The 13,849-nt window shown below is 73.2% G+C and carries 12 protein-coding genes; 8 read left to right on the top strand and 4 right to left on the bottom strand.

The features are described 5' to 3' along the window. Window positions 1-64 precede the first annotated feature (64 nt). The 4 genes from ACIP84_RS11580 (at window position 65) to ACIP84_RS11565 (ending at window position 4,652) form a co-directional block, all read left to right on the top strand. Window positions 65-1,336: an aspartate kinase gene (locus tag ACIP84_RS11580; protein ID WP_073908126.1), complete on the top strand. Its 1,272-nt coding sequence runs from the start codon at window positions 65-67 to the stop codon at window positions 1,334-1,336. Next, on the top strand, window positions 1,333-2,391 hold the full coding sequence (locus ACIP84_RS11575) for an aspartate-semialdehyde dehydrogenase (protein WP_401797438.1): 1,059 nt from the start codon (window positions 1,333-1,335) through the stop codon (window positions 2,389-2,391). Before ACIP84_RS11580 ends, ACIP84_RS11575 begins: the two co-directional genes overlap by 4 nt. 261 nt (window positions 2,392-2,652) lie before the next feature. Further along, window positions 2,653-3,459, top strand: a complete 807-nt coding sequence (locus tag ACIP84_RS11570) for a SigE family RNA polymerase sigma factor (protein WP_401797435.1) — start codon at window positions 2,653-2,655, stop codon at window positions 3,457-3,459. Next, a complete protein-coding gene (locus ACIP84_RS11565) occupies window positions 3,456-4,652 on the top strand; it encodes a hypothetical protein (RefSeq protein WP_401797432.1) in 1,197 nt (398 codons plus the stop codon). The genes ACIP84_RS11570 and ACIP84_RS11565 overlap by 4 nt, the downstream gene beginning before the upstream one ends. Before the next feature lies 1 nt (window position 4,653). Here the strand turns inward: ACIP84_RS11565 and ACIP84_RS11560 are convergent, their stop codons facing one another. Together ACIP84_RS11560 and ACIP84_RS11555 are read right to left on the bottom strand one after the other, a co-directional pair. Further along, window positions 4,654-5,394, bottom strand: a complete 741-nt coding sequence (locus ACIP84_RS11560; RefSeq protein WP_355964215.1) for an SURF1 family protein — start codon at window positions 5,392-5,394, stop codon at window positions 4,654-4,656. Between the two features lie 56 nt (window positions 5,395-5,450). Further along, window positions 5,451-7,295 carry a prolyl oligopeptidase family serine peptidase gene (locus ACIP84_RS11555; protein ID WP_401797428.1) on the bottom strand — a complete coding sequence of 615 codons (1,845 nt, stop codon included), beginning with the start codon at window positions 7,293-7,295 and terminating at the stop codon, window positions 5,451-5,453. Between the two features lie 62 nt (window positions 7,296-7,357). Here ACIP84_RS11555 and ACIP84_RS11550 point away from each other — a divergent pair, with 62 nt between their 5' ends. Continuing rightward, window positions 7,358-8,182: a class I SAM-dependent methyltransferase gene (locus tag ACIP84_RS11550; RefSeq protein ID WP_401797425.1), complete on the top strand. Its 825-nt coding sequence runs from the start codon at window positions 7,358-7,360 to the stop codon at window positions 8,180-8,182. 193 nt (window positions 8,183-8,375) lie between these two features. On the opposite strand, the gene ACIP84_RS11545 is transcribed toward ACIP84_RS11550, so the two are convergent. Continuing rightward, a complete protein-coding gene (locus tag ACIP84_RS11545; protein WP_355964208.1) occupies window positions 8,376-9,401 on the bottom strand; it encodes an Lrp/AsnC family transcriptional regulator in 1,026 nt (341 codons plus the stop codon). A gap of 149 nt (window positions 9,402-9,550) precedes the next feature. Between ACIP84_RS11545 and ACIP84_RS11540 the strand changes: the two genes are divergently transcribed. From ACIP84_RS11540 to ACIP84_RS11530, 3 genes are all read left to right on the top strand, one after another. Continuing rightward, window positions 9,551-10,954 carry a tetratricopeptide repeat protein gene (locus ACIP84_RS11540; protein ID WP_355964207.1) on the top strand — a complete coding sequence of 468 codons (1,404 nt, stop codon included), beginning with the start codon at window positions 9,551-9,553 and terminating at the stop codon, window positions 10,952-10,954. Window positions 10,955-10,974: 20 nt separating this feature from the next. Continuing rightward, window positions 10,975-11,991, top strand: coding sequence for a YdcF family protein (locus ACIP84_RS11535; RefSeq protein ID WP_401797421.1), 1,017 nt, complete (start codon window positions 10,975-10,977; stop codon window positions 11,989-11,991). 171 nt (window positions 11,992-12,162) lie between these two features. After that, window positions 12,163-12,444, top strand: a complete 282-nt coding sequence (locus tag ACIP84_RS11530) for a hypothetical protein (protein WP_355964203.1) — start codon at window positions 12,163-12,165, stop codon at window positions 12,442-12,444. A gap of 39 nt (window positions 12,445-12,483) precedes the next feature. On the opposite strand, the gene ACIP84_RS11525 is transcribed toward ACIP84_RS11530, so the two are convergent. Beyond that, window positions 12,484-13,686, bottom strand: coding sequence for a serine/threonine-protein kinase (locus tag ACIP84_RS11525; RefSeq protein WP_401797418.1), 1,203 nt, complete (start codon window positions 13,684-13,686; stop codon window positions 12,484-12,486). Between the last annotated feature and the right edge of the window lie 163 nt (window positions 13,687-13,849).

The raw sequence follows: 13,849 nt of genomic DNA, 5'->3' as shown, positions 1-13,849 counted from the left end.
GGTCCCTCGTTAGACTGAGCCGATCGCAGCGCCGGCTGCGGCACACACTGAGCGAGGAGCGCACGTGGGCCTTGTCGTGCAGAAGTACGGAGGCTCCTCCGTTGCCGATGCCGAAGGCATCAAGCGCGTCGCCAAGCGGATCGTGGACGCCAAGAAGAACGGCCACCAGGTGGTCGTCGTGGTTTCCGCGATGGGCGACACGACGGACGAGCTGATCGATCTCGCCGAGCAGGTATCCCCGATCCCTGCCGGGCGTGAGTTCGACATGCTGCTGACCGCCGGAGAGCGGATCTCCATGGCCCTGCTGGCCATGGCGATCAAGAACCTGGGCCACGAGGCCCAGTCGTTCACGGGCAGCCAGGCAGGTGTCATCACCGACTCCGTCCACAACAAAGCGCGCATCATCGATGTCACGCCGGGCCGGATCCGCACCGCCCTCGACGAGGGCAACATCGCCATCGTCGCCGGGTTCCAGGGCGTGTCCCAGGACAAGAAGGACATCACCACGCTCGGCCGGGGCGGTTCGGACACCACCGCCGTGGCGCTGGCCGCCGCGCTGGACGCCGAGGTCTGCGAGATCTACACCGACGTCGACGGTGTGTTCACGGCCGACCCGCGCGTGGTGAAGAAGGCGAAGAAGATCGACTGGATCTCCTTCGAGGACATGCTGGAGCTCGCCGCCTCCGGCTCCAAGGTGCTGCTGCACCGGTGCGTCGAGTACGCACGCCGATACAACATCCCGATCCACGTCCGCTCGTCCTTCTCGGGGCTGCAGGGCACCTGGGTCAGCAACGAGCCGCAAGGGGACCGCAAGGTGGAGCAGGCCATCATCTCGGGCGTCGCCCACGACACCTCCGAGGCGAAGATCACCGTCGTCGGCGTGCCGGACAAGCCGGGCGAGGCCGCGGCCATCTTCCGGGCCGTCGCGGACGCCGAGATCAACATCGACATGATCGTGCAGAACGTGTCCGCCGCCTCGACCGGCCTCACGGACATCTCCTTCACCCTCCCCAAGGCCGAGGGCCGCAAGGCCATCGACGCCCTGGAGAAGGCGAAGACCGCGATCGGCTTCGACTCGCTGCGCTACGACGACCAGATCGGCAAGATCTCCCTGGTCGGCGCCGGGATGAAGACCAACCCGGGCGTCACCGCGGACTTCTTCCGCGCGCTGTCCGACGCGGGCGTGAACATCGAGCTGATCTCCACCTCCGAGATCCGCATCTCGGTCGTCACCCGCGCCGACGACGTCAACGAGGCCGTGCGCGCCGTCCACAGCGCCTTCGGCCTGGACAGCGACTCGGACGAGGCCGTCGTCTACGGAGGCACCGGCCGATGACGCCGAAGCCGACGCTCGCGGTCGTCGGTGCGACCGGAGCCGTCGGCTCGGTGATGCTCCAGATGCTCACGCACCACGCGGACGTCTGGGGCGACATACGCCTCCTCGCCTCCCCGCGCTCGGCCGGCCGCAAGGCCGCCGTGCGCGGGGAGGAGTGCGAGATCGTCGCGCTCGACGAGGAGGCCCTGGAAGGCGTCGACCTGGCGCTCTTCCTGGTGCCCGAGACGGTGGCCGCCCGCTGGGCGCCCATCGCCGCCACCAAGGGTGCCGTCGTCGTGGACACCTCCGCCGCCTTCCGCGCGGACCCCGACGTCCCCCTCGTGGTCCCCGAGACCAACGCCCACGCGGCGCGCGTACGCCCCCGCGGCATCGTCGCCAGCCCCGGCAGCACCACCCTCGCGCTGGTCGTCGCCGTGGGCGCCCTGCACGCCGAGTTCGGGCTCTCCGAACTGGTCGTCACCGCCCAGCAGGCCGCCAGCGGCGCGGGCGCCGGACAGGCCGGCGTCGACGCGCTCCGCGCCCAGCTCGGCCTGGTGGCCGGCGACGGCGACCTGGGCAACCACCCCGGAGACGTACGGCGGGCCGTCGGCGAGAACACCGGGCCCTTCCCCGGTCCCCTCGCGCTCAACGTCCTGCCCTGGTCGGGCACGGCGGGCGCCGACGGAGCCTCGTCGGAGGAGGAGCACGTACGGGACGAGACCCGGCGGATCCTCGCGCTCCCGGCGCTGCGGGTCGCCGCCACCTGTGTGCGCGTGCCCGTCGTCACCGGACACTCCGTCTCCGTGCACGCCCGGTTCGAGCGCCCCGTGCCGCTCGACCGCGCGCACGAGATCCTCGCGACCGCGCCCGGGGTCGTGCTGTACGACGACCCGGCCGCGGGCGACTTCCCCACCCCCGCCGACGTAGTCGGCACCGATCCCGCCTGGGTCGGACGGGTGCGGCGCTCCATGGACGACGAGCGGGCGCTCGATTTCTTCGTCTGCGCCGACAATCTCCGCAAGGGGGCCGCCCTCAACGCCCTCCAGATCGCGGAATCGGTTGTCACGTATTTGTAGGATCTGTGAACGACCTGTGAGCAATTAGGCGTCAGATACCTCTTGAACTGCGATGATGCCGTGGCTGACGATGCTCTTCCCCCTTGCTGCAACCAGTAGTTGGGTGGGAGGCGTCTCTGCGTGCACTCACCAATGTGGCGTGGAACACGCTGTGAAGCGGGGCATCGGGGGAGAACGGTTACGCATGAGGACAAACAACTCACCGTCGAAAAGGGTGGCGTACGCGTACAACCCTGCCGGGGGGAAGCGTGTCCAACATGCGTGGCAGACGTACTCGACATCGCGACCGTCGCTCCGCTGCGCGGGGCGGGCACCGCTGTGCTCCCCGCGCGGAGCGTCGCCGTCGTCCCCGCACGCGGCACGGCCGTCGTCCCCGTACGCGGCACGGCGGTCGTCCCGGCTCGCGGCTCCGCTGCCGTTCCCGTTCCCGTACGCGGATCCGTGGTGGTCCCCTACCGCCGGCCGCGCGCGCTCGGCGGCATGCCGGTGATCGCCCCCGTGCCCACCGGATCCCGCGCGAGCTCCGTGGACGGCATCCCCTCGCCCCGGACCAGCGACGAAGGCGCCCCTGCGGCCGGAACGACCGTCGACCACCTGACCGAGACCTACCGGGCCCACTACCGGTCCCTCCTCGGCCTCGCCGCCCTGCTCCTCGACGACACCGCCTCCTGCGAGGACGTCGTCCAGGAGGCCTTCATCCGGGTCCACTCCGCCCGCAAGCGGGTGCGCGAGCCGGAGAAGACCCTCGCCTATCTGCGCCAGACCGTCGTGAACCTCTCCCGGTCCGCACTGCGCCGCCGCATCCTCGGACTCAAGCTGCTGTCCAAGCCGATGCCGGACATGGCCAGCGCGGAGGAGGGCGCGTACGACCAGCTGGAGCGCGAGGACCTGATCAAGGCGATGCGGGGACTCCAGCGCCGGCAGCGCGAGGTGCTGGCCCTGCGCTACTTCTCGGACATGACCGAGGTGCAGGTCGCCGAGGCGCTCGGGATATCCCTGGGTTCGGTGAAGGCGTACGGTTCGCGGGGCATCGCGTCGCTGCGCGTCGCGATGGGAGCGACGTCGTGAGCGAGGCACCCGGCAAGGACGTCGAGAACGGCGACGACAGCGTCGAGAACGACGTCCCTGAAGAACGTGACGACCTGAGTGGACAGCGCATGGTGAACATCGAGCCCGGCCCCGGCGAGGGCGACGGGGACGACGAACTCGCGCTGCGGCAGCTGTTCCAGAGCGCCGTGTCCGGCCTGGAACCCTCCCACGGCTCGCTCGAGCACCTCCGCCGTGCCGTACCCGCACGCCGCGCCCGCAAGCGGCAGGCCGTCGTCGGCGCCGCCGCCGCCGCGGTCCTCATCGGCACCGCCGTACCCGCCTTCGTGCACGTCGCCTCCTCCGGCGGCGTCACCGCCGCCGGCAACCCGGTGAACGCCGGCCACGGCGAGGAGGCCCAGGGCGGCACCGGCGCCGAGACCGGCATCGAGGGCGGCCAGAGCGCCGCGCCCCCCGCGAGCACCGCGTCGCCGAGCCAGGGCACCGCCGACGGCTCCGCGGGCAAGCCGGAGCGACCCGGTCCCGGCGTGTCCTCCACCATCCAGCGGGAGGCGGAGGCCCGGCCCGGATCCTTTCCGGCGTGCGCGGCCGAGCAGCTCGGCGTCAGCTCGGCCGGAGCCGGCGCACCCGACGGCGAGGGCAAGGTGCACGGCGCCTTCCGCGTCGCCAACGTCTCCGACCGGGTGTGCATCGTCGAAGGCAGCGGCATCGTCGGTTTCGAGGCCCGCGGCGCCGCCGACCCGGCGCGGATCTCGGTGATCCGGCACACCTCGGGGGACGGGGGCAGCGGACTGCCCGACCCCTCCCAGGAGTTCTCCCGGCTGGCCCTGAAGCCGAACGCCTCCTACGAGGTGAAGTTCGTCTGGGTGCCGAGCGAGACCTGTCCGACGGCGCCCACCACCCCGACCCCGACGGTGCCGCCGCCGACCGAGCCGCCGACGACGCCGCCGACGACCGACACCCCGACCAACGGCACGGGTACCCCCGACCCCAGCGAGGGCACGGGCTCCGGAGGGAGCGGCACCGATCCGGGCACCGGCCCGGACACCGGCTCCGGCACCGCGCCCCAGCTGCTCCACGAGGACGGCGGACCCGCCGACGGCAGCGTCCTGGTCAGCCATGTCGCGGAGCCGGGCAGCCCCTCGGCGTCGGCGACCATCCCCCACGCCTGCGCGGGCACGATCTACCGGACCGGGGTCCTGGCCGGCTCCTGACCTACAGCCCCAGCGCCTCGTCGCGCGTCGCCTCCGCCTCACGGCGGACCAGCCGGAACCACATGAACAGCACGAAGCCGGCGAAGACGAACCACTCCGCGGTGTAGCCGAGGTTCTGGAAGGCCTTCGCGTCCAGGCTCGTGCCCGCCGCGGCCGCCGCCGGGACCGGGGTGAGCCCGGCGGGGGAGTCGGCGAGGGTGATCCAGGCGTCGTAGACGTCGTCCGCGACCACGTTCACCAGGGACGCCGCGCTGATCATCCCCAGCTGGCCCTCGGGCAGCCCGCCGGCCGTGCCGACGCCCTTGCTGCCGCTGTTCTCCGAGGCCTGGAGCGCGCCCACCACCGTGACCTCGCCGGACGGCGGAGCCGGGGCCTTCGCGCCCGTGGGGAGCCAGCCGCGGACCACCGGAAGCGACCTGCCCCCGTCCGTCCGCAGCAGCGTCAGCACATAGCTGCCGGTCCGGCCGTCCAGATCACGGTCCGGGACGAGGAACTGCTCCCCGAACCGGCCGCGCGCCTCGGCCGACCGGCCCGAGGTCTCCTTGTCCACCGGGAGCAGGGCGTCCAGCGGCTCCGCCTTCAGCGTGCTCGCGGCGGGTCGCTTCTCGGCCGCCTCGTGGGAGTCGACACGATCCTCGAACTTGCCCAGCTGCCAGGTCCCCATGAACACGCAGAACGGGATCGCCAGCAGGACGAAGACGTTGATCCCCCACCAGCGGGGCGTTCTCAGGAACCGGTACACGCCCCCCACGGTACGCAAGCGGCCCCGGCCCCCCGTCGGCCGGGTCCCCGGCCGGCTCAGCCCTCCACCGGACCACCCCCCAGGTGCTTCGCGGCGAACGCCAGGTCCAGGCCCACCTGCTTGATCCGCTCCTCCACCACCAGCGAGCCGTGGCCCGCGTCGTAGCGGTACACCTCGTGGACCGCGCCCCGGGCCTTGAGACGGTCGACGTAGTTGTCGATCTGGCGGATCGGGCAGCGCGGGTCGTTGACGCCGGCCGAGATGTGCACCGGGGTCCTCACCGCGTCCACGTACGTCAGCGGCGACGAGGCCGCGTACCGCTCGGGCACCTCCTCGGGGGAGCCGCCGAGCAGCGTCCGGTCCAGCGCCTTGAGGGCCTCCATCTCGTCCTCGTACGCCGCGACGTAGTCCGCGACGGGGACCGCGGCGAGCCCGACCGCCCAGGCCTCCGGCTGGGTGCCGAGGCCGAGGAGGGTCAGATAGCCGCCCCAGGAGCCGCCGGAGAGCACGAGCCGGGACGGGTCGGCGAGGCCGCTCGCCACCGCCCAGGCGCGGACCGCGTCGATGTCCTCCAGCTCGATCAGCCCGACCCGGTGCTTGAGCGCGTCCGTCCACTCCCGTCCGTACCCCGTGGAACCCCGGTAGTTGACCCGCACCACCGCGTACCCGTGGTCCACCCAGGCCGCCGGGCCCGACGCGAAGGCGTCGCTGTCGTGCCAGGTGGGGCCGCCGTGCACCTCGAAGACCGTGGGGAAGGGGCCCTCGCCCGCCGGGCGCTGCACGAGCGCGTGGACCCTGCCGCCCGGGCCCTCCACCCACACGTCCTCCACCGGCACCGACGGCGGCGCCTTGGGGCCGGGCGGGTCGAGGACGACGCCGCCGGCCGTGGACCGCACCACCGGCGGCTCGGCGGCCGACGACCACAGGTACTCGACGCTGCCGTCCGGCCGGGCGGTCGCGCTCGACACCGTACCGGCCGGGGTCTCCACCCGGACCAGGGCACCGGTGGCGATCTCGTACCGCCACAGCTCGCTGCGGGCCTCGAAACTGTGCACGATGAGCAGGCCCGAGCCGTCCGGGTACCACTCCGCCGACACGTCGCCCGGCAGGTCGAGCCGGAGATCGGTCTCCGTGCCCGCCGCCACGTCCCAGATCATCGGCTCCCAGCGGCCGCGCCGCTGGTGCCCGACGAGCAGCCGGCCGTCGCCCTCCACGGGCGCGAAACCGAGGACCGCGAGCCCCAGCTCCTCCGTGCCGCCCTTGGTGTCGTCGAGCTCGGCGAGCACGCTCGCGTCCGAGGAGCGCAGCACCCGCAGCGCCGAGTGCATCGCGTCCCCGTGCTCGGTGTGCTCGATGGCGATCAGGGACCCGTCGTACGACAGGTCGCCGACCCCGGCCGACTCCCGGTGCCGGTAGATCTCGACCGGGGCCCCGGCCCCGGGGCGTACGAGATGGACCGTCGAGCCGTCCTCGTCCGTGGAGCGGCCCACCAGGAGCGTGCCGTCCCGGCCGATGGCGAGCCCCGCCGGGTAGGAGGCGGCGAGGCCGGGCACGGCCGGCTCGTCCGCGCCGCCGGCGAACGGCTGGCGCATCCACACCCCGAACTCGTCCCCGTCGGTGTCCGCGAACCACCAGATCCAGGCGCCGTCCGGCGACAGGGTGCCGTCCGTCGTGCCGTTCGGCCGGTCCGTGACCTGGCGCTGCTCCCCGCTCGCCCGGTCCCACGCGTACAGCTCGTACGTCCCCGTCGCGTTCGACACGAAGAGCGAGCGGTCCGGGGCCTCCTCCGCCCACTCGGGCAGGGAGACGCGCGGCGCGCGGAAGCGCCGCTGCCACGCGGGGGCCTGGTCGGTGAGCTCGCCGTCGGGCTCGGAGTTCTTGCTCTCAGTCATGGCACCCATGATGCTCCGCGCGGCGGACAATCGGGTCGCGTCGCCCTCAACCTGTGGATAACCTCGCCGACATGTACTCGCCGACGCCCGAAGACTGGCACGAGGCCAACCGCGCACGCTGGGACGAGCGCGTCCCGATCCACGCCGCGAGCGACTTCTACGCCCTCGACGCCTTCCGCGCGGGCAAGGACGCCCTGCGGGACTTCGAGCTCGCGGAGGTCGGCGACGTCACCGGACGCTCGCTGCTGCACCTGCAGTGCCACATCGGCCTCGACACCCTCTCCTGGGCCCGTCACGGCGCCTCGCACGTCGTCGGCCTCGACTTCTCCGAGCCGGCCGTCGAGACCGCCCGCTCGCTCGCCGCCGACCTGGGCCTCACACAGGACCGGGCGGCCTTCGTCGCGGCCGACGTGTACGACGCCGCGGAGGCCGTCCCGGACAGCGCGTACGACATCGTCTACACGGGCTGCGGAGCGCTGAACTGGCTGCCCGACATCGAGCGCTGGGCCGAGACCGCCGCCTCGCTGGTCGCCCCCGGCGGCTTCCTCTACGTGGCCGAGTTCCATCCGCTCACCGACTCGCTCGACGACGAGACCGGCAGCCGGATCGTGAACGACTACTTCGTCCGCGATCCCTGGGTGGACACCAGCCCGGGCACGTACGCCGAGCTCGACGCCGCGACCGTCCACAACCGCAGCGTGGAGTGGGTGCACCCGGTCGGCGAGGTCGTCACCGCGCTCGCCAGGGCCGGTCTGCGGATCGAGTTCCTGCACGAGCACGACGCCTCGCTGTACCCCCGCTACGGCGCGCTCCAGCGGCACGAGGACGGCTACTACCGCTTCCCGGCGGACCGGCCCCGCATCCCGATGATGTACTCGATCAAGGCGACCCGCTGACGCTCGCGTACCCGATCAGGGCGACGGGCTGAGGCACGCGCTCCGGGCCGCCCCCCAGGCGGCCTGTCGGACCGCCCGCCAGGCCGCCCGAGCGGGTTGCCCGACCGCTCACGGAAGCCGGATGACCAGACCGGGCAGCGTCACGAAGACGGCGAACTCCATATCGCCGTCAGACCACGCCCGGACGGGCGTGTCAGGGGGTGTCGGGGCGAATGTGGTGCGTCCGCCGCCCGTCGGGGCCGAGGACCTGCGCCCCGATCTTGTGCGTGCGCAGGGCGAGCGCGGTGCCGGCTATCCGCAGCGCCGGTGCGGCCCGTACGAACGCGGACGTGACCTCGTGCAGTTCGTCGACCGTACGCAGCCACATGGCGACGGCCAGGTTGTGCGGGCCGGTGACCGAGGTGACCAGACGGGTCTGGGGCAGCCGGGCGAGCGCCGCCACCGTCGCCGGGACTTCGAGGGGCGGGACGTCGGTGGTGACCATCGCCCACATCGGGCGCCCGGAGAACCTCGGGGCCGGCAGACAGTGGTGGTGGAGGGCGCCTCCCGCCGAGAGCACGTCCAGCCTCCGCCGTACCGTCGACTCGCTCGTAGCGCACTGCCGGGCCAGTTCGGCGGCGCTGCGCCGGGCGTCCCCCGACAGTTCCGCGATCAGCCGGAGGTCGAGTCTCGTGAGGTTCGGAAAGGTACGCGCGCGCGGCCGCCGGTCCCCGCCCGTGAGGTCGGTGAGGAGCTGGACCTGGCCCGGGGTGAGCTGCTCGATCCTGGACCGGTACGGGCGGTTGTGCATCCGGGTGACGACCTGGGTGCGGCACCGGAGCACCCCGGGCAGCCGCCGCACGCGTCCCGCGAGGTAGCCGTCGAGGGCGTACAGATCGGGGCTGATCACGAGCAGGACGAGGTCGGCGTCACCGGTCACCTGGTGGACGCCGAGGGTGCGCCGATCGCCCGCGACCTCGGTCGCGATGGCCTCGGAGGTGCCCGCGGCGCACTCCAGCTCGACCCAGGAGTAGAGCATCTCGTCCGAGCCGTGGCGGGCGGCGAGCAGCGAACTCCAGGCGTACCCCCCGGCCGTGAGGTGCTCCCAGCGCCGGGCGAGGGTGTCGGGACTCGCGCCCAGTACGGCCGAGAGCTGGGTCCAGCTGGCGCGCGGGGCCATCTGCAGTGCGTGGATCAGCGAAAGATCCGCCTCTCCCAGGACGGATTCCCCGGTCGTCATTTCCCTCCCTGGTCGATCCCCGGCAAACCGTGGGTGTGGGTTCCGGGGCGCCCCAGGATGGTGAACCGAGGCATTCGCATTCAAGCGGCAACGGCGGTCGTCCGCCATGCACTCGGGCACAAGTCACACACGGGGAGAGGACGGGGGCGATGCGCATGGGGTTCGAGGATCCACCCGGGACCGCGGAGCGGACGTTCTGGGGCGAGCCGGTGAGCGCCGACCAGCTCGCCGCCGCCGAGCGCGGATACGCCCGCTGCGGGCCCGCCGAACGGATCCTGTGGGAGCGGCTGTCCGTCTTCGAGGGGACCTTCGGCCGGGACGCCGTCCACGAGGTGTGCGCGTCGTGGACGCTGCCCCCGGGGACGATCCTGGCCGTCCTCGACCGGCTCGTGCCGCTCGCCCTCCTTCCCGTCGACGACCTGTTCGCCGGCGAGGACGACGTCCCCCGCTACTGGATGCCGCACCCGATGCGGGCCGTGGGCGCCCGCCGGCTCACCGAACGCGGCGACCGCCCGGACCTCGTCCTGCGCCACCGCCGGTGGTGCGTGAAGCTCGCCCGGCGGGCCGCCGACCGGTGGCAGAGCGGCCGGCAGCTCGACGCCCGCGACCTGGCCCTGCGCGAACTCCCCGACCTGGCAGCCGCCATGGACCCGACGACCGCGCCGCACGCGCGGGACGAGGAGGCGGCCACCGCCGTCGAGATCGCCGTCTCGCTGTGGTTCCTGTGGGTGGTCTGCGGGCGGGTCGCCGAGGGCCGGACCCGGCTGCGGCACGCCCTCGCCCTGCTCGACGGGGAGCCGACGGCCCGCGCCCTGTGGCTCGCCGCGTTCCTCGAGCTGGAGTCGGGCCGCCCGGAGGAGGCCGATCCGCTCCTCGTCCGGGCCTGGGCGGCGGCCGTACGGGACGGGGACGACGGAGCCCTGGGGCTGCTCGCCCATCTGCGCGGCTCGACCGCGCTCTACCAGGGGCGCACGCGCGCGGCGGCGGACGAGTTCCGGGAGGCCCTCGCGCTGATGGGGGAGTACCCGGAGTTCGGCCCGACCCGGCACGCGTGCTGGGCGGGCATCGCGCTCGCCCTGTGCCGCACGGACCCGGAGGCCGCACAGGAGGCCCTCGACCAGGCCGACCTGGACCGGAAGAGCCGCTGGTCGTGGCGGGGCCGCGACCAGCACGCCGAGGCCTGGTCGTCCATCGCCCGCGCCGAGCTCGCGGCGTGGGACGGGGATCCGGAGCGGGCCGCCGAGCACGCCCGGTGGGCCCTCCGGGAGCATCTGCGCATGGGCTCGGCGGCGGGCGCGGCCGGTGCGGCGGAACTCCTCGCCCAGATCCGGGTGTCGGCGGGCCGGCGGGACGCGGCGGCCCATCTCCTGGGCGCGGTGGACCTGCTGCGGAACTCGGTCTTCGACACCTCGTACCGGCCGGCGGAGTTCTGCGTGGCGACCCGGGCACGGAGTGAGCGGGCGCTCCGGCTGCTGCTCGGCGGCCGGGAACTCCGGTACGCCTACGAGGAGGGCGCGCGGCGCGGCCTGTTCACCCTGGCGGGGGAGGCCTGAGGGCCGCCTACGATGCCGTCATGTCGTACGCCTTCGCCGTCGCCGTGGTCTTCCTGCTGTTCTTCGCGCTCGGTGTACGACGGGACCGGCGCCGTTTCGGCAACGCCGTGCTCCTCGGCCTCGCCGTCACGTTCTTCGGGATCGGGCTGCTCGCCGGGATCGAGGACGCTCCGCCCGGCGTCGCCGAGACAGTGATGATCTGCGGGCTGCTGGTGCTCGGCCTCGGCCCGGTCGTCCTCGCGGGGCTGCTCACCGCGAACGGCGTGAAGATGGTCCGCAAGGAGGGCAGGAGCCCGTCCAACCTGCTCTCGCTCCTCGCCGGCCTCGGCATGTTCGGCGTGATGGTCCTGGCGGCGACGGCCGCCGCCACCGACTCGTGGGCCCTGCGGATAGTCGTCGTCACCCTCCTCCTCGTCCTCGGCTACGTCTCCTTCCTTTTCGTCTGCTTCGTCGGCTACTCCTTCCTGTACGGCCGCATGAGGATCCGCCGCGACGCCGACTACGTCGTCGTGCTCGGCTCCGGCCTGATCGGTGGCCGCCGGGTGCCCCCGCTCCTCGCGAGCCGCCTGGACCGGGGGCGCGAGGTGCACGAGACGCTGGCCGCGTGCGAGCGGCGCGACGGCGCCCCCGTCCTCGTCGTCTCGGGCGGCCAGGGCCCCGACGAGGAGGTTCCCGAGTCCCACGCGATGGCCGACTACCTCGTCGAGCGCGGCTTCCCGCAGGGCGCGCTGGTGCGTGAGGACCGCTCCCGCACCACCGAGGAGAACATGATCTTCAGCAAGGAGCTGATGGAGCGGGACCGGCCGGGCTCCTCGTGCGTGATCGTCACCAACAACTACCACGCCTTCAGGGCCGCCATCCTGGCCCGCCGCGCGGGTGTGGACGGCCAGGTGGTGGGCTCGCCGACCGCCGCCTACTTCTGGCCGTCGGCGATCATGCGCGAGTTCGCCGCGGTCTTCCTCCAGTACAAGGTGGTCAACCTCGGGACCCTGGGGACCCTGATCCTGCTCGGTGCACTCGTCTGGGCGAGTCGCTGAGGCCGGCGCTCGGTCATGCGGGGGCTCCGTTCCGCGGGGGCGCTGATCGGCGTACCGGTCCATCTGACCACCGGGCCGGTGGGGCCGCACCCCGGCCGTGATCCCTCCCGGGCGCCGCGGGAGCGGCGGGATCGGGGGTCCGTACCTACTCTGGAGGGACGGAGGTCACCCATGAGCCGACGGCACCACTTCCACATCGACCACCTCGGGCACTCGGTCTCCGCGACCGTCCAGACCGGGCACAGGTCCGTCGTCGAGATCCTCGTCGACGGCAAGGAGACCGGCCATGCCGCGATCAAGGGCGACCAGCCGGTCCCGGTCCCGGTCGAGCTGCCGACCGACCCGCCGACGACGGTGACCGTGCTGGCCGCCACGGGCCCGGACGAGCCGCGCTGCCTGCTGCTCGCGACGGCGGACGGGGAGCCGCGCGCGATGACACCGAGGCCGTACTGAGAGGAACCCGTGCCGCCGACGCCGTACGGCAGCCGGGGATCAGGAGAGCCAGGCCATCCCGATGATCAGGAAGACCACGAAGGCGATGGCGCCTGCGACGGCGGCCGTCTTGCGGGGGCGGCGCCGGGAGAGCTCCGCGAGCGCGCCCGTGGTGCTGCCGGCGGGCCGCTCACGACGCCGGGAGGCGGGCGCCCCGGCCGACGGGGGTCTGTGCGCCTGCGCGGGCGCCGGTCTGCGGGCCTGCGGGGGCATCGGCGCGGGTACGGGCAGGGGCCCGGAGCCATGCATCGGGGCGGCCCCGGGTATGTGTCCCGCTCCCGGCACCCGACCGGACCCCGGCATCGGGCCGGAGCGGCCTGCGGCGCCCGCCGGGAGGCCGGTGGTGTGGTGCGGGGCATGCCGCGCGGGCCGTGCCGGGGCGGGTGCGGCATAGGCGCGCCAGGCGCCGGAGGAGAACCAGTCCGCGATCGCCTGCGCCGGCGGCCGCTGCTCCGGCTGCTTGGCCAGCAGGCTCAGCAGATACGTCTCGAACTCGGGCGGCAACGCCACCCCGAGCCGGCCGGGCGGCACCGGCGCGGTGTCGATGTGCTGGTACAGCAGGGCCGTGGCGGTGTCCGCGCGGAACGGCGGGCGGCCGGTGAGGAGTTGGTAGAGCACGCAGCCGAGCGAGTACACGTCGGAGGCGGGCGAGGCAGGCTGTCCGAGGGCCCGCTCGGGGGCGAGGTACAGCCCCGTGCCGACGATCTGGCCCGTCGTGGTGAGCGCCGCCGAGGGGTCGTCGACGAAGCGGGCGATGCCGAAGTCGGCGAGCTTCACCGTCCCGTCGGCGTCGACCAGCAGGTTCCCCGGCTTGATGTCCCGGTGCACGACACCCTGCCGGTGCGCGGCGGCGAGCCCGGCGGCGGCGTGCGCGGCGACCACGGCGACCCGCTCGGCGGGCAGCAGCAGCGGGTCGGACGGACTGTCGGCGAGGCTGTCGCCCTCCACCAACTCCATGACGAGGAACAGCTTTCCGTCCCAGGTGCCGAAGTCGAAGACGCCCACCACGTGCGGGTGGCTCAGCCGGGCGGCGGTCTGTGCCTCCAGCCGGAACCGGTCGGCGGCGGAGGGGTCGGTCCCGTGCGCCAGCATCAGCTTCACGGCGACGTCCCGGCCGAGCACCTCGTCGGTGGCCTGCCACACCTCACCCATACCGCCCCGGCCGATACACACATGAAGCCGATATCGGTCCGCGACCAGCACCTGGAGACCACTCCTTCGACGATCGATCAACTTGACGGAAGGGAACCAGCGTAGAGCCGCCGGGCGACACCGTTCGCCGCGCTCCCCCCGGGGCGTCCGCCGGCCCGCGTGAAGAAGCCCACGTCCGGCGCCCCCGCCCCGGTGATACGGGCGGGGCGATGGA

This window comes from Streptomyces sp. NPDC088707 (assembly GCF_044752725.1).
GTDB lineage: Bacteria > Actinomycetota > Actinomycetes > Streptomycetales > Streptomycetaceae > Streptomyces.
The sequence above is the reverse complement of the archived record's forward strand: the minus strand, read 5'-3'. Positions and strand labels throughout refer to the sequence as shown.